The organism is Mesorhizobium sp. B2-5-11, from assembly GCF_006440835.1.
In the GTDB taxonomy this organism is placed as follows: Bacteria; Pseudomonadota; Alphaproteobacteria; order Rhizobiales; family Rhizobiaceae; genus Mesorhizobium.
In genome coordinates this window covers 318,949-338,774 of sequence record NZ_VFUK01000003.1, presented here as the reverse complement: position 1 = coordinate 338,774, position 19,826 = coordinate 318,949, and the positions used below count along the sequence as shown (strand labels likewise).

At 63.9% G+C, this 19,826-nt stretch carries 14 protein-coding genes; 6 read left to right on the top strand and 8 right to left on the bottom strand.

Features of this window, described 5'->3' with window-relative positions; all coding sequences use genetic code 11:
- Positions 1-64 precede the first annotated feature (64 nt).
- The 4 genes from FJ490_RS12590 to FJ490_RS12575 form a co-directional block, all read right to left on the bottom strand.
- Positions 65-2,125, bottom strand: a complete 2,061-nt coding sequence (locus tag FJ490_RS12590) for a prolyl oligopeptidase family protein (protein ID WP_140728943.1) — start codon at positions 2,123-2,125, stop codon at positions 65-67.
- A gap of 104 nt (positions 2,126-2,229) precedes the next feature.
- Entirely contained in the window at positions 2,230-3,390 is a 1,161-nt protein-coding gene (locus FJ490_RS12585; RefSeq protein WP_140728944.1) for an MFS transporter, read from the bottom strand.
- 94 nt (positions 3,391-3,484) lie between these two features.
- Positions 3,485-4,660 carry an MFS transporter gene (locus FJ490_RS12580; RefSeq protein ID WP_140555057.1) on the bottom strand — a complete coding sequence of 392 codons (1,176 nt, stop codon included), beginning with the start codon at positions 4,658-4,660 and terminating at the stop codon, positions 3,485-3,487.
- A 165-nt stretch (positions 4,661-4,825) separates the two neighbouring features.
- Positions 4,826-6,715, bottom strand: a complete 1,890-nt coding sequence (locus FJ490_RS12575) for a phospholipase D-like domain-containing protein (RefSeq protein WP_140728945.1) — start codon at positions 6,713-6,715, stop codon at positions 4,826-4,828.
- 216 nt (positions 6,716-6,931) lie between these two features.
- Here FJ490_RS12575 and FJ490_RS12570 point away from each other — a divergent pair, with 216 nt between their 5' ends.
- The 4 genes from FJ490_RS12570 to FJ490_RS12555 all read left to right on the top strand — a co-directional run bounded on the left by FJ490_RS12570 (position 6,932) and on the right by FJ490_RS12555 (position 13,103).
- Complete coding sequence (locus FJ490_RS12570; RefSeq protein WP_140521093.1) at positions 6,932-8,509, top strand: trimethylamine methyltransferase family protein; 1,578 nt, start codon at positions 6,932-6,934, stop codon at positions 8,507-8,509.
- Positions 8,510-8,673: 164 nt separating this feature from the next.
- Positions 8,674-9,159 (top strand): DUF559 domain-containing protein, encoded by a 486-nt coding sequence (locus tag FJ490_RS12565; protein ID WP_140728946.1) that lies wholly within the window; start codon positions 8,674-8,676, stop codon positions 9,157-9,159.
- A complete protein-coding gene (locus FJ490_RS12560; RefSeq protein ID WP_140728947.1) occupies positions 9,156-11,738 on the top strand; it encodes an FAD-dependent oxidoreductase in 2,583 nt (860 codons plus the stop codon). Before FJ490_RS12565 ends, FJ490_RS12560 begins: the two co-directional genes overlap by 4 nt.
- 9 nt (positions 11,739-11,747) lie before the next feature.
- Positions 11,748-13,103: a Xaa-Pro peptidase family protein gene (locus FJ490_RS12555; RefSeq protein ID WP_140728948.1), complete on the top strand. Its 1,356-nt coding sequence runs from the start codon at positions 11,748-11,750 to the stop codon at positions 13,101-13,103.
- Here FJ490_RS12555 and FJ490_RS12550 read toward each other — a convergent pair.
- Both FJ490_RS12550 and FJ490_RS12545 read right to left on the bottom strand, forming a co-directional pair.
- On the bottom strand, positions 13,068-13,898 hold the full coding sequence (locus tag FJ490_RS12550; protein WP_140675224.1) for a PhnD/SsuA/transferrin family substrate-binding protein: 831 nt from the start codon (positions 13,896-13,898) through the stop codon (positions 13,068-13,070). The two genes, FJ490_RS12555 and FJ490_RS12550, sit on opposite strands and share 36 nt — an antisense overlap.
- Positions 13,899-13,989: 91 nt before the next feature.
- A complete protein-coding gene (locus FJ490_RS12545; RefSeq protein ID WP_140648802.1) occupies positions 13,990-14,997 on the bottom strand; it encodes a fatty acid desaturase in 1,008 nt (335 codons plus the stop codon).
- 229 nt (positions 14,998-15,226) lie between these two features.
- On the opposite strand from FJ490_RS12545, the gene FJ490_RS12540 reads away from it, so the two are divergent.
- On the top strand, positions 15,227-16,084 hold the full coding sequence (locus tag FJ490_RS12540; protein WP_140495665.1) for a helix-turn-helix transcriptional regulator: 858 nt from the start codon (positions 15,227-15,229) through the stop codon (positions 16,082-16,084).
- A 115-nt stretch (positions 16,085-16,199) separates the two neighbouring features.
- Positions 16,200-17,222: a betaine--homocysteine S-methyltransferase gene (bmt, locus tag FJ490_RS12535; protein WP_181165301.1), complete on the top strand. Its 1,023-nt coding sequence runs from the start codon at positions 16,200-16,202 to the stop codon at positions 17,220-17,222.
- A 16-nt stretch (positions 17,223-17,238) separates the two neighbouring features.
- On the opposite strand, the gene FJ490_RS32660 is transcribed toward bmt, so the two are convergent.
- Complete coding sequence (locus tag FJ490_RS32660; protein WP_181165302.1) at positions 17,239-17,502, bottom strand: hypothetical protein; 264 nt, start codon at positions 17,500-17,502, stop codon at positions 17,239-17,241.
- A gap of 209 nt (positions 17,503-17,711) precedes the next feature.
- Positions 17,712-19,826 carry a VWA domain-containing protein gene (locus FJ490_RS12525; RefSeq protein WP_140728949.1) on the bottom strand — a complete coding sequence of 705 codons (2,115 nt, stop codon included), beginning with the start codon at positions 19,824-19,826 and terminating at the stop codon, positions 17,712-17,714.

Below are 19,826 nucleotides of genomic sequence, written 5' to 3'. Positions count from 1 at the left end.
GGCACCTTAGAGCAAAGAAGGTTCGAGGTGAACCACCCTTCGCTCCGGTCCGAAGGCTTCCGGTTCAGCCCTTCCCGCCCAGCGTCCTCTGCAGGAAAACGTACTTCATCGCGGCCTGTGCCGCCTGCGGCCGGCGGTCGCCGCGGCCGCCATGGCCGCCCTCGGTCTCTTCGAAGAAGAGCGTCCCGGCGTGGCCGGCCTCCTGCAGGCGGGCGGCCATCTTGCGCGCATGGCCGGGATGCACCCGGTCGTCGGCGGTCGAGGTGGTGAGCAGCACCGGCGGATAGGCACCGGCCTCGACATGCTGGTAAGGCGAGTAGGCGGCCAGCCAGGTCGCATCTTCCGGCTTCGACGGATCGCCATATTCGGCCATCCACGACGCGCCGGGCGGCAATTCGGTGTAGCGCAGCATGTCGAGCAGCGGCACCTCCATGATCACGGCGCCGAACAGCTCCGGATGCTGCGTCAACGAGACGCCCGTCAGCAGGCCGCCATTCGAGCCGCCCTGGATGCCGAGCGAGGCAGCTGTCGCAATGCCGCGCCTGACGACATCCTGCGCGACCGCCGCGAAATCGTCGAAAGCGTTCTGCCGGTTGCCCTTGAGCGCTGCCTGGTGCCAGGCCGGGCCGAACTCGCCCCCGCCGCGGATGCAGGCCTGCACATAGGCATTGCCCTTCTCCAGCCACAGCCTGCCGCGCACGCCGGCATAGCCAGGCAGCAAAGGCACTTCGAAGCCGCCATAGCCGTAGAGCAGCGTCGGCACCGGGCCCTTCTGGTCACGCCGCCTGACGACGAAATAGGGAATCATCGTGCCGTCCTTCGAGCGCGCCTCGAACTGTTCCGAGACGAGCTGCGAAGCATCGAATCGCGACGGCTGCGACTTCACTGTGGCGAGCGTCTCGCCATTGTCGTCGGACCAGATGATCGAGCTCGGCGTCAGGAAATCGGTGAAAGAGAAGGAGACGCTGGCGCCGAAATGTTCGGCATGGCTGATGCCTACCGTGCCGTTTTCCGGCAATGCGACCGGTTTCAGCGACCAGGCGCTGTCCCTGCGTTCGCAGGCCACAACCTTGCCGCGCACATTGTCCATCAGGCTGATGAACAGGTGGTCCTGCGTCCTGGCGAGAGCGGCGATGGACACGCGATGCGCCGGCGCGAGCAAGGTCTCGATGGCGCCGAAACTGCCGGTCTCGATCCAATGAGCGAAATCGAACGAATAGAGCCCGTCCGGCCGGCAGGCCGTTCCATCCTGCGCCGTCCAAGGCGTACGCACGCCAAACACCATCTGGTCCTTGAAGAGCGCCGTGTCGGTAACGTCGTCAGGCAACGGAATGCGTCTGTTTTCACCTGACGGGAGACGCAGGAAACTGTGCGATGCAAAGAAGTTGAGCGTCCGCGTTAGAAACAAATGCCGCTTCTCGCCATCGAACTCCAGGCCGGCGCCGACGGCGAGGTCTTCCTTCTGCGCTTCGAAGATCGGCGTCGCGTCTTCAAGGTCCGTGCCGCGCGTCCACAATTTGACGACGCGCGGGTAGCCGGATTCGGTCTTGTCGGCCTCTTCGAAGGCTGCCGAGACGATCACCGTATCCTTGTCGAACCAGCCGAAACCGGACTTGGAAGCGGGCGCGCGAAAACCGTCCTCGACGAACGATTTGGCGGCGATGTCGAATTCGCGCATCTCGCTGGCGTCACCGCCATCAGGCGACATCGAAACCAGGCAGCGGTTGAAATCGGGGTAGAGCCGGCTGGCGCCGCCGAACACCCATTTCACTCCCTCCTTCGCCGCGAGCTGGTCGAAGTCGATGATGGTTTCCCAGTCCGGTCTGTCGGTCTTGTAGGAAGCCACCGTCGTGCGGCGCCACAGGCCCAACACATTGCTCTTGTCCTGCCAGAAATTATAGACGTAGCCGTTGAGCGCGGAGCCGGCGGCTATGTTGTCCTCGGCGGTCATCAGATCGAGCGCGGTTTCGAACGACGCCTGGTAGGACGGATCACCCTGCAATTGCGCCACCGTGACTTCGTTCTGGCGATGTACCCAGTCGAGCGCCTCCTTGCTCGTCCTTTCCTCCAGCCAAAGAAAGGGATCATCGGTCGCCAAGCCAGGCTTTGTCGTCGAAATGGTCATGCGGGTCTCCGGGAAGTCGGGGGGCGGCCCTGCCTACATCGCGTCAAAGGGCGCCGGATTCAAGGTGTTGAAGCCGCGTCATCGCGGCAGATCGCTTCAGGCCGTCACACGATCCGCCGCCGGATGACGGTTGCAGCCGCCAGCGCCAGGCAGATCGCGCCGAGCGTCACCGGCAGGCCGCTCGCGCCGATCCCGTCCATCACGCCGCCCGCAAGCGGCGGAACGAGGATGCCGCCGACGCCCCACATCAGGGAGAAAGCGGCATTGCCGGCAATTAGCGCCGAGCCGCTGAAACGCTCGCCGAGTTCGATGATCGCCATCGTATAAATGCCGTAGGACACCGCGCCCCAGACGAAGATCATCGGCCAGACCAGCGGCGTTTCGATCAATAGCGGCAGCAGCAGACAGCCGAGCAGCGTCAGCACCAGGCAGATGAACCGCACCAGGCGCGCCGTCAGCCGCTCGGCCAGCACGCCGAGCGGCACCTGCATGGCGATGTTGCCGGCGATCATCGTCGACAACAGCGCCGACATGCGGTTCTCGGCGATGCCATAATGCGTGCCGTAGACGGGCAGCAGCGCCAGCACCGCCTGCTCGAAGCCGGCAGCCACGATTACTGCCGACAAAAGCAGCCAGGCGAGCGGCATGAAGCCCATCACCGAAAGCCGATGCCCGGCTTCGTCGACCTTAGGCAGGCGCCCGACCACCAGGGCCAGGCAGCCGCCGCAGAAGATGAAAGCGGAAATGCCGACCAGGAATGGCGGCCAGCCCTCCGTACCGACGGCCAGCAGGCAAAGCGGCCCGGCGGCGAAGCCGGCCGAGATGATCGTGGAATAGACGCCCATGATGCGGCCGCGCCGGGCCGGCGGCGCCAGCGCGATCACCCAGATTTCGCTTAAGACATAGAGCGGATTGGTCACCGCGCCGATCAGGAACCGCAGCGGAAACCAGAGATAGAGATCCTGTGTCCAGCCGATCAGCGCCAGCACGACCGCCGAAAGCGCCGCGCAGGTCAGCGCCGTGCGCCCTGCCCCGAACCGCCGCGCCAGTGACGGGATGAGCGGCGACGAGACGATGAAGCCAATCGGCGTCATCGCCGCCGACAGGCCGATCATGACAGGCGAAACGCCCTGCCGCTGCAGGATGAAGCTCAAGAGCGGATAGGACAGTCCCTGCGCGATGGCGAACACCGACACGGTCGCGATCACACCGGTGATCGCTGCCCACTGCATCGTCTCGTCGCGCTTCGGTTCCACCCGGTCCATGATCCACATCGCCTCTCGGCTGCAGGCTTAGCGTTTCGACCCGATAGCCGTAAGCCCCAAAGCCCGAACCCACGCTTGTTCCGGCCAAACCCTGTCAGGAGCCTCTGCGGCTGGCCGATCTGTAGAGCACGAAGGCGACCAGCAGCGCGTCCAGGCCGACGATCACCGCCGGCAATCCCAAAGGCCCGATCGCCTGCATCAGCAGACCGGCGCTGGGCGGACCGACAATGCCGCCAACGCCCCACAACAAGGCGAAAGCGGCGTTGCCGGTGACCAGCAGCGAGCCCTTGAAGCGGCTGCCGAGTTCCACCAACGCCATCGTGTAGACGCCATAGCCGACCGCTCCCATCACCAGCAGCACCGCCCAGATCAGCGGCGTCGTGATCAGCAGCGGCAGCAGAAGCGCGCAAACGGTGGTCGCCACCGCACAGGCCAGGATCATGGGGCGGCCGCCGAAGCGTTCGGCGAGCAGGCCGAGCGGGATCTGCAGCAGGATATTGCCCAAGGATAACGCCATCACCAGAGCGGCGAGCACGGCTTCCGGCAAGCCATAGCCGGCGCCGAAGACCGGAACCAGCGCATAGGTGCTTTGCTGGACCGCTGCCGAGACCAGCACCGCCAGCAGCAGCGCCGGCGCCAGCCGGGCAAAACCGATAAAGCTGCCGGCTGGCTGGCCGTCATCCTCGAAACCGGTGAGCTTTGAGGAGACAAGGCGCAGAATGACGGCGCAGAGCACGAACCCGCCAATGCCGACGCTGAAGGGAGCCCAGCCCGACGTGCCGAGCAGGGTCAGTGTGAAAGGCCCGGCCGCGTAGCCGGCCCCCATCAGCGTGTTGAACACGCCCATCACCCGGCCGCGTCGCGCCGGCGGCGCCAGCGACAGCGCCCACACCTCGCCGAGGATATAAAGCGGGTTGATGACCACGCCGATGATGAAACGGAGGACGAACCACGCCACACAGTCCTGCAGATAGCCGATGCCCAGGAAGCACAGCGCACCGATCAGCGAGCAGCCGACGGCGAGCGTGCGGGCGCCGACCAGCCGCACGGCGGCGGGCACGAACGAGGCAGACAGGATCAAGCCAACCGGCATCATCGCCGCCGACAGGCCGATCAGGCCCGGCGACATGCCTTGCTTCTGCATCAGCAGCGTGAACAGCGGCGAGCTCAGCCCTTGCGCGGCGCCGAACATCGCCAGCGCTGCGGTGACGCCGGCGAGCGCTGCCCACTGCGTTGCCGCTTCGCCTTGGCTCGAGCCGGTCGCGACCATGCTGCCGTTCCATGAGTGAATCGCCGACCAGCGGATCGGCAAGCCATCAGCTACCGGTTCGATCACCGGAAAGGAAGGGCCGGACAGCGAAATCCGCTTGCGCCAACGGCCGGCGCCGTGCACCGGAAGGCTCGCGTCAAAAGCCGTCAGCACCCGCCGGCAGCGCTATGGAAAATACCGTGCGATCGCGCCTTTCCTGCCTTGCGCGTAAGGCTTCAGCCACTTGTCGTCGATGGACAGCCCATCGTCATCCGAAGGTCCCTTGCCGATGGTCCTGCGCCAGGCGCGGAACTTATAGTGGTCGAACACGTCGAGCATATGCACGGCATAGGCCGCGGCGAAGGTCTTGTCGCCTTCGACGATCACCATGTTCTCGTCGTTCTCGTAGGAAGCCTTGTAGCCGAGATTGTGGCTGCCGGTGACGACCGTTGCGTTGTCCTCCATCGGATCGATGATGACGATCTTGTCGTGCACGATGGCATGGCCGACGGTCAGCACCTCCGCCTGGAAATCGCGGGCGATCGTGGCGCCGGTCAGGTTCGCCGCCCGCACGATGGAAACGTTCGGCGCCTCCCAGACCTTCTCCGGATAGACGAAGGGCGACTTGCCGTCCCTGTTTGATTTATGGGTGACCGGATCCTTGGTCGGCGCGACATAGTTGGGCATGGCGGTCTCATCGCTGATTGCCCCTTGCACGATCAGCTTCGGATCGGCCCTTGCCGCCGCCACCGCCTGGTCGACGATCGAATTGTCGCCGAGCCGCGAAGGATTGAACACCAGGAACAGCACGGCACGCTTGGCTGCCTTGATGCGGGCGAAGAGGTCCTCGAGATCGATCGGCCGCACCGAGATGTCCTTCTTGTTGCGCTCGGGATCATTGGGCGAGAACCACACCGTCATGCCGTCCAGCGCCGCCGTGGCGCCGCTGAGCGGGTTTGGCCTGTGGTTCTCCCTGCGAAACGGCACGCCTTGCGTCTGCGCGACATGGCCGGCGGCGCTTTCCGTGAGCGGCGGCGGGAACAGGTCGGCCTTCATGCGCTGCCAGTAGGCGTCGAATATCTCGGCCATCGCCGGGTCGTCGCGGATGAAGGCGTTGTTGGATTGCCCGCAAATGCCCGTCGAGGTCCAGTTGGTGCTGCCCGTCATCACCGATTGCGGCTTTCCCTGGGCATCGCGATAGACGGCGAACTTGTTGTGGCCGATATGGTTGTTGTTGAACAGGCGATCCGTCATCGCGACGCCTGCGTCGTGCAGCCGCTTCCTGTAAGGCGCGTTGCCAGCGTCCCAGGCCTTCGTCTGGTCATCCCTGCCCGAGTTGGAAAGAATGACCTCCACGACATCCCTGGCGGCAATGATTGCGTCGCACAGTTCGTCGTCGCCAAGCTCGTAGAGCGCAAGCCTGACCGTGCCGCCTTCGGCCTTGGCCCGCTTCAGCAGGCTGATCAGCACATCAGGCACGTCGCCATGCAGGTAGGCGCGTATCTTGCTGGTCGGATCCTGCAGCACAGCCCTGATCTTGTCGCGCTGCCCGACCTTGATGCCGGCCTCGGCCAGCGCGCGCGACATCCATTGCGTCGACAATACGCCATTCGTGAAGGCGACGCGCGCCTTGCCGAACATCTGGCCGAGGAAGATCGGCGGACTGACCGCGCCCCGGCCGAGATAGCCCAGCGGCCGCGCTGGACCGGTATAGGTCTTTTCCGGGCGCACCGGCACGGGATCGAGCCCGGCCTTCATGTCGCCGACCGGACGCACCCGGTAGGCTATCATTTGGCCGTCTGGCCTGACATCCAGGCTGTCGCGGCGCCGCCGGACAGTGAGATCGCGCCAGAATGTCTTCTGCACCGGCCAGACGCCGGTATCCTGGGGGATCCAATCCTTGTTGCGCTGTCCCTTGAAGGGCACCCAGGAAGCCAGGCAACGCTCCTCGCCGGTGTCGGGATAGAGGCGAACGATCTCGAAGCCCAGGCAGCCCGGGATCATCCCGTCGAGGTCCCAGGAGAGGAACGCGACTTCGTTGTTGGTGGCGGCACGCACTTTGACGACGTCAGGCATGGCTCTCCCTCCGGAGATATTCGACGCACAAGTTTATCAGAAGCAAAAGACGATACTGCAACGAATGGCGCCCCCTTATCCGCGGGCCCGCCTCGGGACCACGCAGCTGCCGTTCCGGCATGTCGCTTCCCTCGCTCTAGTGGTCGCCGCCTCCGCAATGGCCGGACAGCCGCCGGTCCATTATGCCGCCCACTTTCGCATCGTACGAGGCCCCTCATGACCGCCGCCCTTCAACCCGCCGAACCGGCATTGGCAACCGATCGTGCCCGCCGCGGCGGCCGCGCCGGAAAACGCGCAGGCGGCTCGGCCGCGTTCGAGCAGCCGCCGTTCCGCCAGCTGAAAATCCCGCTCCAGCCGACCAAGCTGGTTTCCGACGACGAGCTGGAATCGATCCACCTGGCCTCGCTGCGCGTGCTGAAGGAGATCGGTGTCGACGTCCTGCATGACGAAGCCCGCCGCATCATGAAGGAACACGGCGCCGACGTGCGCGAAGGCAGCGAGCGCGTGCGCTTCGACAGCGACATGATCCTCGATCTGGTGTCGCACTGCCCACCTGAATTCACCATCCATGCCCGCAACCCCGCGCACAATGTGCGCTTCGGCGGCGACAACCTGATCATCTCGATGATGGCCTCGGCGCCCAATTGCTCGGACATCGATCGTGGCCGCCGGCCCGGCAACCAGCAGGACTATCGCAATTTCCTGCGCCTGGCGCAGATGCACAACATACTGAACTGCACGGGCGGCTATCCGGTCGAGCCGATCGACATCCACCCCTCCGTCCGGCACCTCGAATGCATCCGCGACCTCGCCACGCTGACCGACAAGGTGTTCCACATCTATTCGCTCGGCAAGGAACGAAATGTCGACGGCATCGAGATCACCCGTATCGCGCGCGGCATCAGCCACGAGCAGTTGCTCGAAGAACCGTCCGTCTTCACCATCATCAACACCAATTCGCCGCTGAAACTCGACGTGCCGATGATGGAAGGCATCATCCAGATGTCGAGCAAGGGCCAGGTCGTCATCGTCACGCCGTTCACCCTGTCGGGCGCCATGGCGCCGGTGACCATTGCCGGCGCGCTGGTGCAGCAGAACGCCGAGGCGTTGTCCGGCATCGCGTTTGCCCAGATGGTCAGGAAGGGCGCGCCGGTCGGTTATGGCGGCTTCACCTCCAACGTCGACATGAAGTCCGGTGCGCCCGCCTTCGGCACGCCCGAATACATGAAGGCGCAGCTCGTCGGCGGCCAGCTCGCCCGCCGCTATAACATCCCCTACCGCACCTCCAACACTTGCGCCGCCAACACGGTCGACGCACAGGCCGCCTATGAAAGCGTGTTCTCGCTGTGGGGCGCCATCCAGGGCGGCGGCAATTTGATGATGCACGCCGCCGGCTGGCTCGAAGGCGGCCTGCGCTGCTCCTACGAGAAGACCATCCTCGACATCGACCTGTTGCAGATGGTGGCGGAATTCTTGACCCCGCTCGACCTGTCCGAACAGGCGCTTGGCTTCGACGCCATCCAGTCGGTCGGCCCCGGTGGCCACTTCTTCGGCACACAGCACACGCAGGATCGCTACAAGACCGCCTTCTACTCGCCGATCCTGTCCGACTGGCGCAATTTCGAGACCTGGGCCGAAGCCGGCTCGCCGACGGCGCTCGAAAAGGCCAACAAGGTGTGGAAGGAGCGGCTGGCCTCCTATGACGAGCCCTACATGGACCCGGCGATCCGCGAAGAGCTCAACGCCTTCGTCCAGAAGCGCCGCGCCGAAGGCGGCGCCCCGACCGATTTTTGATCGTCTGCGTTGTCGATGAACTGATCACGCGTATGGATTCGATGAACGGTCGACCCCCACTCCGTCGAGCTGCGCTCGACACCTCTCCCCCGATCGACGGGGGAGAGGAAGGGCGTGAGCTTGGCCGGGCTGGCTCCCTTCCTCTCCCTCCGGAGGGGGGAGAGGTGGCGCTGCGAAGCAGCGACGGAGTGGGGGAAGCCGCTCGTAAAACCCGCAGTCGCCGAAAGTCAGTTACAACCCAGAGAGCCAGGAAACTCAGGCAAGGCAACAATCAGGCCGAAGCACTGCTTTGGCTCGAACTAAAAGCCCGCAGACTTGGTCGCTACAAGTTCACACGCCAGTTCTCTATCGGACCATACTACGCCGACTTCTGTTGCCGCGAAAAATGGCTGGTCGTTGAAATCGACGACTCACAGCACGCCGACAGTCCCTATGACCGCCGCCGCGACGATTTCATGCGCGCCCAAAGCTACTCGATCCTGCGCCTCTGGAGCTATGAAGTCCTGAAACACCGTACTCCCGTGTGCGAAACCATCCTCGCCGCGCTCGACGACAGGCTGGTCGAAAACATCGCTGCATCCGACCTCCGCTTTGTTTTCACACCGCACTCACCCGATTCAATCTCTTCAAAAACGGACCTAGCTTCATGAAATCCCATGTAAAAGCGGTTGTCATCGGCGGCGGCGTCGTCGGCTGCTCGGTGCTCTATCACCTGGCAAAGGCCGGCTGGACAGACATCATGCTGATCGAGCGCTCGGAGCTCACCTCCGGCTCGTCCTGGCACGCGGCGGGCGGCTTCCATACGCTCAACGGCGATCCCAACGTCGCCAAGCTGCAGGCCTACACCGTGCAGCTCTATAAGGAGATCGAGGAGCTTTCCGGCCAGTCCTGTTCGCTGCACCTGACCGGCGGCGTGATGATGGCCGATTCGCCCGAGCGCATGGACTTCCTGCGGCTTGCCCACGCCAAGGGTCGCTACCTCGGCATGGATACCGAGCTGATCACGCCATCCGAGGCCAAGGCGATGTTCCCGCTGATGGACGAGACGAATTTCGTCGGCGCCATGTGGGATCCGGTCGAAGGCCATCTGGATCCGTCCGGCACCACGATTGCGTACTCGAAGGCGGCGAAGAAACTCGGCGCCGAGATCGTGCTGCGCAACCGCGTCGTCGAACTGACGCAGCAGGTCGACGGCACCTGGAACGTCATCACGGAACAAGGCACGGTTCACGCCGAGCATGTCGTCAACTGCGGCGGCCTGTGGGCGCGCGAGATCGGCCGCATGGTCGGCCTCGAGCTGCCGGTGCTCGCCATGGAGCACATGTATCTCCTGACCGAACCCATGCCGGAGGTCGAGGAATTCAACAAATCGACCGGCCGCGAGATGATCGGCGTGATGGATTTCAAGGGCGAGATCTACACCCGCCAGGAGCGCAACGGCATCCTGCTTGGCACTTACGAAAAGGCGTGCAAGCCGTGGTCGCCGGTCAACACGCCCTGGGATTTCGGCCACGAGCTGTTGCAGCCCGACCTCGACCGCATCGCCCCGTCGCTGGAGGTCGGCTTCAAGCATTTCCCCGGCATCGAGAAGGCCGGCATCAAGCAGATCATCAACGGTCCCTTCACTTTCGCATTGGATGGCAATCCGCTGGTCGGCCCGGTGCAGGGCCTGACCAACTTCTGGTGCGCCTGCGCCGTCATGGCCGGCTTCAGCCAGGGCGGCGGTGTCGGCCTGGCGCTGTCCAACTGGATGGTGCATGGCGATCCCGGCTTCGACGTCTGGGGCATGGACGTCGCCCGCTTCGGCGAATGGGCGAGCCTGCGCTACACCAACGCCAAGGTGCGCGAGAACTATTCGCGCCGGTTCTCGATCCGCTTCCCCAACGAGGAACTGCCGGCAGCGCGCCCGGCGCAGACGACGCCGCTTTATGACACCATGCTCGCCAACAACGCCGTCATGGGTGACTCTTGGGGCCTCGAGACCCCGCTGTGGTTCGCGCCGAAGGGCAAGGAGCCGAAGGATATCGTGTCCTTCCACCGCTCCAACGATTTTGGGCCGATCGGCGAGGAAGTGCGCGCCACGCGCGAGCGCGTCGGCGTCACCGAAATCGCCAACTTCGCCAAATACGAAGTCTCCGGACCGGGGGCGGAGGATTTCCTCAACCGGCTGATGACCAACCGCATGCCGAAGGCCGGCCGCATCGTGCTGACCCCGATGATCAACGAATTCGGCAAGCTGATCGGCGACTTCACAATCGCCAAGGCCGCGGAAGACCGCTTCATGATCTGGGGCTCGTCGGCCGCGCAGAAATATCACATGCGCTGGTTCGAAAAGCACCTGCCGAAGGATGGTCCAAGCGCGTCAGAGGTGCGCATCCACCGCTTCGACCAGACGCTTGTCGGCCTGTCGATTGCCGGACCGAAGTCGCGGGATCTCCTGCAGAAGCTGGTCGATGTCGACATCTCGACCAAGGCCTTCCGCTTCATGGATTTCCGCGAAATGGCGGTCGGCGGCGCGCCCTGCATGGTCAACCGCATCACCTATACCGGCGACCTCGGCTACGAGATCTGGATGGCGCCGGCCTATCAGCGCTTGGTTTACAAGGCGATCAGGGACGCAGGCGAAGAATTCGGCCTGGTCGATTTCGGCATGCGCGCCCTGCTCTCCATGCGCCTGGAAAAGAACTTCCCGACCTGGTTCCGCGAATTGCGCCCGATCTACGGACCGTTCGAAGGCTCGATGGACCGCTTCATCAAGCTGGAGAAGAACGACTTTATCGGCCGCGACGCGGCCGCCAGGGAACGGGCCGAAGGACCGAAGCTGCGCCGCGTGTCCTTTATCGTCGAGGCGGCCGACGCCGACGTGATGGGTGACGAGCCGATCTGGGCCAAGGTCGGCAAGGACTACGGTACGGTGGAAAAGCCGCATGGCTTTGGCGCGCCGCGCTTCGATGCGGCCGGCAAGGAAGTGCGGGGCTCCAAGGCGGCACAAGGCGCATCCGCCGTACGCGGCATCGTCGACGGCGACTGGCGCGTGGTCGGTTGGGTCACCTCCGGCGGCTATGCCCACTACGTCCAGAAGTCGATGGCGCAGGGCTACGTGCCGGCGGCGCTGGCCCAGGATGAAAGCGCCGGCCTGTTCGAGATCGAAATCCTCGGCCATCGCCGTCCGGCCCGCATCAATGTCGAGGCGCCGTTCGACCCGAGCGGCGAGAAGATGCGGAGCTGAGGTTTCGCCATGGACAGCGCGGCGCCAAAGGGGAGCTTCGGCCGCCACCGCAAGATCATGCCGTTTGTGCCGGGCTCGATCGAGGCGCTGCGCGAGGCCTCCCGCCGGAAGGCGGCTGATCTCAACCAGCATGTGCTGGGCTACGGCGCGACAGCCGAAGCGGAATGGGCGGCGGCAGGCATTGCCGCCCCCGACCTGGCCGAAATGCGCAAATATCGGCTGGAGCGCATCCGCACGGAGCTGAGGCGCCGGGGCTACGCCGGCGCGCTGCTCTACGATCCCGTCAACATCCGCTATGCGGCCGATTCCACGAACATGCAGCTTTGGGTGGCGCACAACCCGACACGGCATTGTTTCGTCGCCACCGAAGGGCCGGTGGTGCTGTTCGACTATTTCTCCTGCGAACATCTGTCGGACCATTCTGGCGTCGTCGACGAGGTTCGCCCCGCCGTCTCGTGGATGTATCTCTACAGCGGCGAACTCACCGAGCAGAAGGTCCGCCGCTGGGCGGCCGGGATCGCCGATCTGGTGCGGGAACATGGCGGCGGCAACAGCCGCATCGCGGTCGACCACATCGATCCGGAAGGCGCCGAGGAACTTGCGCGCCGCGGCATTTCCATCGGCAATGGCGAAGCGGTGATGGAGAATGCCCGGCTGGTCAAATCGCCGGACGAGATCCTTGCCATGCGCCGCGCCATCGTCGCCTGCGAGGCGGCAATGGGCGAGATGGAACAGGCGCTGAAGCCCGGCATCTCTGAGAATGAATTATGGGCCGAACTGCACCGCGGCAACATTGCCCGCGGCGGCGAATGGATCGAGACGCGGCTGCTGGCATCCGGCCCGCGCACCAATCCATGGTTCCAGGAATGCTCCTCGCGCCTCATCGAGGCGGGCGATCTCGTCGCCTTCGATACCGACCTGATCGGCCCCTACGGCTTCTGCGCCGACCTGTCGCGCACCTGGCTGTGCGGGGATGTGAAGCCAACCGACGAACAGTGCGATCTTTTCCGCATCGCTGCCGACCAGATCGCGCACAATACCGAATTGATACAGCCGGGCACCTCCTTCCGCGACCTTGTCGACCGCTCGGCGGTGCCGCCCGGCGACTGTTTCCCGATCCGCTATGGTGTGCTCTACCATGGCGTCGGGCTGGCGGACGAATACCCGACCTTGCCGCATGCCGACGACTGGACATCGGATACGCCCGACGGCGTGATCGAGCCAGGCATGGTGCTGTGCGTGGAGAGCTATATCGGCAGGCTCGGCGGGCGCGAGGGTGTCAAGATCGAGGAACAGATCCTGGTCACCGGCACCGGCAACGAAAAGCTTTCAACCTATCCGCTGGATGCGAGGCTGCTCGGCTAAGCCGGCAAGGGCCTCGCGCATCGCGGCAACCGTTTTTTCCGGCGTCGTTTTCGCGGTGATGAAGGGCAGGCCCTTACGCAGGCCCGTCCAGCCGACGACCTTCACTTGCCGGGCGGCCCGCTCGAAGCGCTGCGCCAGCGCCCAGCTCTCGCAGTCGATCGCCGCGACATCGGCCCTGCCCTCGGCCACGGCGACGATCGAAGCGCGATGTCCGCCGCTTTCGCTGCGCGAGGAAAACACATCAAGGCTTTCGCCCAACGCCTCCAGGTCGCGCGTCGGCGCGATGATACCGGACATGGAATCGAGGCTGTTGAAGGTGAAGCGCTTGCCCCGGATCAGATCGAGCGGGATGACGGGCCTGCCATTGCCAGGCGCAGGCACTGACGCCTTGCCGTCCGCCCGCATGACAAGCGCGCTCGAATAAAGCTCGCCCTGGCCGCCTTCGTAGACGTCATAGCTCGGCTGGCCGACAACCTGCACATGGCCGGCCAGGCCAAGCTCCATCGGCCCCCAGCAAGTCTGCGCGAACAGCAGTGCGGGATGCAGCCAGAGCTGGTGAAAATCGAGCGCGTCCGGCGGCAATGTCGCGGGGTCGGGCGCGATCAGAACGCCGGTGCCACTATGAATGCCGCCCGGCACCGGCGGCAGATCGCCGTTGCGGCGAATGACGGTCTCCGGCGCATCGATTATCCCCCCTTGACGGAAGGCATCGCGCAGCAGTGCCCATTGGTCGTCGACCTCGCGGCGCACTTCCGGCCAGTCATACATCGGCAGCGCTGCAACGAATTCGCTCATGCCGGGATCTGACCATTAAATCTGGAGAGAGGTTCACAAAAACGCGGCGTCGGATTTGAGTTAGCCGACACCGTCCGTCGTGTCGCGGGCTTCATTCCTTGGGCGGCTCGGCCGGGACTGGCGCGGTGCCGAGCCCGCTGATGCTCCGCGCCCTGACGCGCGGCTTGAACGCCCTGCCCGGCTCCGGCTGGCGCCGCAACACCGGATGCACGATCGGCTCCTTGGCCTTGAAAGCATAGGACCTGATCAGCGCGAAATAGCTGGGATAGGCATAGCCATTGTTCATCCGCAGCCATTCCTCGCGACGCTCGCGAAACAGCTGAGGCAGCCGGTACCAGGCCACCGTCGGGGTCTTGTGGTGGACGAAGTGCAAATTGTTGTTGAGGAACAGGAACGACAGCGGCGAGCGCTCGATGATCACCGTGCGGCCTTCCGGATGCTCGGACCATTGATGCTCCGCAAAAGTGCGGATCGCGATCAGCGACTGGCCGAGCCACACCGGCAGAATATAGAGCCAGAGCGGAATGCCGAAGCCGAACTGCACGATCGGCGCCACGACGGCGAGGCCGATCGCATGCAGCAGCCAGGCTTTGCGGATGGCCTTGTCGCCGGCCATCATATGTTTGGCGTCGTCGATGAAGAAGCCGATGCAGGACAGCCAGGGACCGAGAAAGAACCGGCCGGCCATGGTGTTGTTGATCCTGAGCAGGAATTTCATTGCTCGCGGCAGGTCGTCATGCTGCCAAAGCGCCTGGTAGTAGCTTTCCGGATCGTCGAGCGGATCGGTCAGGCGCTCGTCGGCATGATGGCGCAGATGAAGCGTCTTGAAGCGGCGGAACGGCCAGACCAGACCGATCGGCAGGAAGACGAAAGCCTCGTTGATCAGGGCATTGCGCGTCGGATGGCCGTGCAGCACTTCGTGCATGATCGACGACTGAAGTGCCAGGATGAAACCGAGGAGAGTGAGCGCGAAGATCGGATAGGACGGCCAGAGCAGAAGGCCGGTGGCGAGCCATGCTCCGTAACAGAAGAAAGCGAGGGCTACGGTTGGCCACTCGATGGCCGGTGTATTGCGTCGCCTGATGCTCTTGCCAGTCATGCTATCGACCACTGCCCCTCAGTCGCCGGAACCCCAGTGGCTCCTGACAGCATAGTGTCAGGAGAAACGATTCCACTCAACGAGACAAAGTGTACAAAATGTTGCGATTGCGCATTTTCAACCGCACATGTTACAGATTGTAAACAGGCCTAGGGATTCATTTACGCCTGGAGCGCCTCGTCAGGACGTCTCGGCGAAAATTTTTCCTCATGATTCGGAGACTTGGAAGATGGACAAACGAGATCTGTCAGCAATCTTTCGGGAGCGTCTCAAGTTGCTCCTGACAAGGTCCGACCTCAACCAGTCCGCCTTCGCCACCGCCGTCGGCATCGATCGGTCGGCGCTGTCGCAGCTGATGTCGGGCGCGTCGACGCGCTTGCCGCGGGCCGAAACGCTGCTCAACATCGCGGCCGAGTTCAAAGTGTCGCTGGATTGGCTGCTCGGCCTCAGCCAGGACGAGGGCGTCACCGGTGAAATCCGCGAAAGCCTGGAGATCGAGGAAGCCCCCGACGGTTTCGACCGCACGCTTCTGGCCAGATGGTTCGCCGAGGCCGCGGGCACCAAGATCCGCTATGTGCCGGCCGGCATCCCCGATCTTCTGCGGACCCACGCGCTGGTCGACTATGAGGCAAACATCACCAACAGGAGCAGGCTCGCACAGGCCAGCGAGACCCAATACCGCATCGAATACAACCGGCGCCCGGAAACCGACATGGAAGTCTGCATGCCGCGTCACACGCTGGAGATTTTTGCACGCGGCCTCGGCGTCTGGGACCGCTTTCCGGAGGCCGACCGTCGGCAGCAACTCGCCCATATGGCGACGCTGCTTGACGATCTCTATCCAACTTTCCGGCTGTTTCTCTACGACGGCCGCATGCGCTATTCGATCCCGCTCACCATTTTCGGACCTTACCGCGCCGCCATCTATGTCGGCGACATGTACGTCGTGCTGAATGCCACCCAGCCGGTCCAGGCCTTGACCCGGCATTTCGACAATCTGATCCGGGCCGCCGACGTCAACCCGCATGAGGCAGCAAGCTTCGCGCGCAATCTGGCTGGCCTGTCGTTTCCATCAGGTTCCGCATGACAGCGGCACCCGTAACCGCGCCCTTCAACTGCGACTCCGCCGTCGCTATTTCATTGACTGGACATAAAGACTTCTTTATATCCTTATTCGACTTCAGAATGTGAAAGCCAATCCGATGACGACGACCAACCCGATCGACGCGCTGCTGGCGCAAAAAGGCGTGCTTTTGGCCGACGGCGCCACGGGCACCAATTTGTTCGCAATGGGTCTGGAGGCTGGCGAGGCGCCTGAGTTGCTGAACGAGACCGCGCCCGACACCATCACCCGCCTGCACCAGAATTTCGTCGACGCCGGCGCCGACATCATCCTGACCAATTCGTTCGGCGGCACCCGTCACCGGCTGAAGCTGCATCATGCGCAGGACCGCGTGCACGCCCTGAACAAGCGCGCCGCCGAGATCGCCCGCGCGGTCGCCGACAAGGCCGGCCGCAAGGTGATCGTTGCCGGCTCCGTTGGCCCGACTGGTGAGTTGCTGGTGCCGCTTGGCGCCATGACCTATGACGAGGCGGTAGACGCCTTCGCCGAGCAGATCGAAGGCCTCAAGGAGGGCGGCGCCGAGGTCGCCTGGATCGAGACCATGTCGGCGCCCGACGAGATCCGTGCCGCGGCCCAAGCGGCGATCCGCGTCGGCCTGCCCTATACCTATACCGGGTCTTTCGACACAGCCGGCCGCACCATGATGGGCCTGCTGCCGAAGGACATACACGGCGTCGCCGACGGCTTGTCGCAAGCCCCTCTCGGCGTCGGCGCCAATTGCGGCGTCGGCGCTTCCGACATCCTCGCCTCGCTGCTCGACATGACGCAGGCGAAACCGGAGGCAACCGTGATCGTCAAGGGCAATTGCGGCATTCCCGAATTCCGCGGCACCGAGATCCACTATTCCGGCACGCCCGAATTGATGGCCGACTATGTGCGCCTTGCCGTCGACGGCGGCGCGAAAATCATCGGCGGCTGCTGCGGCACCTCGTTCCAGCACCTGGCCGCCATGCGCAAGGCGCTCGACGCCCACACCAAGGCGGATCGTCCGACCGTCGAGACGATCGTCGAGCGCATCGGTCCGATGCGCAACAAGGTGGCCACGGCGAACACCGCCGAGACCAGTGAGGCCCGACGCGAGCGTCGTCGCAGCCGGGCCTGAAGCCACCGCTTTCTAATTATTCGCTGTTGTCGGCGTAGCTCGACTGCGCCGATTTAAGATCGACGACATTGGCGCCGCGCATCGTCATCAGCGCTCCGGATGAAACCGGATCGGTGATCTGCTCCAGCATGATGCGGAAACGGTCGTTGGTCAGAGCCGACATGGCGGTGTGGCGCGCCTGCGCGACATCGTCGCCGATGCGCCTGGATTCGGCTGATTGGGCGGCCGCCGAAGCGTCCCGTGCCGGCGGTGTCGAGTTGGCGGTAGTCCTGATCTGCAATTCCGGCTCCCTCAGCCCCACACACCTATCCGGCGTAACAAGAGGAAATTGCGATCCGGTACCGGAAATGCCGCGCAATTTAACGATCGCAAATTCCCGCAAAAAACGGGCCGGCAGGGAATGCCCCCTCGCCGGCCTCGCCTCACCCGCCCGTGGCCGGTTTTCCCATCAGAACGACCCCATCTGGAAGAAACCGACCGTCATCAACATCAGCGGTTGCCGCCCAGCGCCGAGGCAAGGCGCACAAGCGAGAGGAACTCGGACCTGTACCCAAACGGGTCGGCTCCCCGGGCGGCTGTGGCGATGTCCAAGATCTTGTCGTAGCCGAACTTCGCCGTTGCATCCTCCTCGCGCAGCTTCTGGCCGAACGCCGCGACGGCGACGGAGAAACGCTGGTCGGCGCCGGCCTGGTCGAAGGATGCCACCTCGTTGGCTGACGTCACCGGCGTGGTGATCAGCTTCGAGACGTCCTCGTTGGGCAGCTTGTAGCGTATCTTGACGAAGGCGTATTCGTCCGCATTGGCGACGCCACCATTGTTCATCGCGGCCTGGCCATAGCGCAGCGGATCGATCCGTTCGCCGCCGCTGCCCTTGGGCGTGATCTCGTAGATTGCGGTGACCGAATGGCCCGAGCCGATCTCGCCGGCATCGACCCGGTCATTGTTGAAATCCTCGCGGTTTAAGGCGCGGGTCTCATAGCCGATCAGCCTATATTCCGAGACCTTGGCGGGATTGAACTCGACCTGGATCTTCACGTCCTTGGCGATGGGGAACAGCGTCGAGGAGGCATCCTCCACCAGCACCTTTTCCGCCTCGGCCAGCGTGTCGATATACGCGGCGGTGCCATTGCCGTTCTGGGCGATGGTCTGCATCATCTCGTCGTTGAGATTGCCGCGGCCGAAGCCGAACACCGACAAGAAGACGCCGCTCTTGCGCTCTTGTTCGATCAGGCGCTTGAGATCGTCGTCGTCGCTCTGGCCGACATTGAAGTCGCCGTCGGTGGCGAGCATCACGCGGTTGACCCCGTCCTTGATGAAGGACTGCTCGGCCAACTTGTAGGCCTCCTTGATGCCGGCCTCGCCGGCCGTCGAGCCACCCGGCTGCAAATTGTCGATGGCGTTGAGGATCTTGTCCTTCTCGGCAACCTTTGTCGGCATCAGTACCGTGCCGGCATCGCCGGCATAGGTGACGATCGAGATGGTGTCGTCGGCCTTCAGCTTGCTGACCAGCAGCCGGAATGCCGCCTTGAGCAGCGGCAATTTATCCGGTTCGTCCATCGAGCCCGAGACGTCGATCAGGAACACCAGATTGGCCTTGGGCTGCTCGGCCGGCTTGACGTCGAAACCCTTGATGGCGACATGCATCAGCTTGCTGTGCGCGTTCCACGGCGTCGGCATGACGCTGACGGTCGAATTGAACGGCGTCGACGCCGCATCCGGCCCCTTCCAGTCATAGGGGAAGTAGTTGATCATCTCCTCGACCCGCACCGTGTCGGCCTGCGGCAGGAAGCCCTCCTTCAGCGAACGGCGCACGAAGGAATAGGAGGCGGTGTCGACGTCGATCGAAAAGGTCGAGACCGGGTCCTCGAGTGCCGAATGTACCGGATTGGTCTTAAAATCCTGGACGCGATCGCGGTTTTCCTCCTGTGGTGCGATCTGGTCCGCCGGCGCCATGGCGGGCTGCTGCGGTGCTATCATTTTGGACATGCGTGCGGCTCGCGACGTGCTGGGCGCGGCAGTGCTATCCAGGGCGAACTCGCCCGTTGGCGCAGGTGGCGCAGGTTCCGCCGGCGCAACCTGTTCCTGCGCATTCTGCGGCGCCAGGCCTCCAGCAACGGCCGATTCGGATTTGCTCGGCGCCGCCAAGGCCTCCGTTTCGTCGCGGCTTTCCGCGTCGGTCTTCTTGTCTTTCTCAGGCGCGCTCGTTGCGAGCGGTTTGTCGATCGCCTGATCGCCCGTGGCCTGTTTAGCCAGCGGCTTCACCGTGGCGGGCTTGTCGGCCAGCGTCTCGGTGATCTTTTCGCCGCCGCCGAAAGTGGACGGCTGTTCCCTCAGCACATGGAAAGTGGCGTATCCGGCGATCGGCAGCGCGACGAGCCCGGCAATAGCCGGCGTGGCAATGAGTTTCTTTTGCATGATTTCGCTCCAGAGCTTTCGTGCTCGCTCTGTGAGACGAAGGCCGCCGGCCGATCCTTGGCTGACGGCGGAAATATTTTCCTCATCATAGGCGCGCAAGGCGGCCTCGAAGGCGCGCGCCTTCGCGCTCTCGCCGGGAGCCGGGATCACTATGTCGCGCAGCCTCTTGAGTTCGTTCTCGTCGACCAT

What these genes read in the sequence shown, in the direction of transcription:
- FJ490_RS12590 (WP_140728943.1), bottom strand. Translation starts at nt 2,125, where the DNA reads ATGACCATTTCGACGACAAAGCCTGGCTTGGCGACCGATGATCCCTTT.
- FJ490_RS12585 (WP_140728944.1), bottom strand. Translation starts at nt 3,390, where the DNA reads ATGGACCGGGTGGAACCGAAGCGCGACGAGACGATGCAGTGGGCAGCG.
- FJ490_RS12580 (WP_140555057.1), bottom strand. Translation starts at nt 4,660, where the DNA reads ATGGTCGCGACCGGCTCGAGCCAAGGCGAAGCGGCAACGCAGTGGGCA.
- FJ490_RS12575 (WP_140728945.1), bottom strand. Translation starts at nt 6,715, where the DNA reads ATGCCTGACGTCGTCAAAGTGCGTGCCGCCACCAACAACGAAGTCGCG.
- FJ490_RS12570 (WP_140521093.1), top strand. Translation starts at nt 6,932, where the DNA reads ATGACCGCCGCCCTTCAACCCGCCGAACCGGCATTGGCAACCGATCGT.
- FJ490_RS12560 (WP_140728947.1), top strand. Translation starts at nt 9,156, where the DNA reads ATGAAATCCCATGTAAAAGCGGTTGTCATCGGCGGCGGCGTCGTCGGC.
- FJ490_RS12555 (WP_140728948.1), top strand. Translation starts at nt 11,748, where the DNA reads ATGGACAGCGCGGCGCCAAAGGGGAGCTTCGGCCGCCACCGCAAGATC.
- FJ490_RS12550 (WP_140675224.1), bottom strand. Translation starts at nt 13,898, where the DNA reads ATGAGCGAATTCGTTGCAGCGCTGCCGATGTATGACTGGCCGGAAGTG.
- FJ490_RS12545 (WP_140648802.1), bottom strand. Translation starts at nt 14,997, where the DNA reads ATGACTGGCAAGAGCATCAGGCGACGCAATACACCGGCCATCGAGTGG.
- FJ490_RS12540 (WP_140495665.1), top strand. Translation starts at nt 15,227, where the DNA reads ATGGACAAACGAGATCTGTCAGCAATCTTTCGGGAGCGTCTCAAGTTG.
- bmt (WP_181165301.1), top strand. Translation starts at nt 16,200, where the DNA reads ATGACGACGACCAACCCGATCGACGCGCTGCTGGCGCAAAAAGGCGTG.
- FJ490_RS12525 (WP_140728949.1), bottom strand. Translation starts at nt 19,826, where the DNA reads ATGGTCGACGAGAACGAACTCAAGAGGCTGCGCGACATAGTGATCCCG.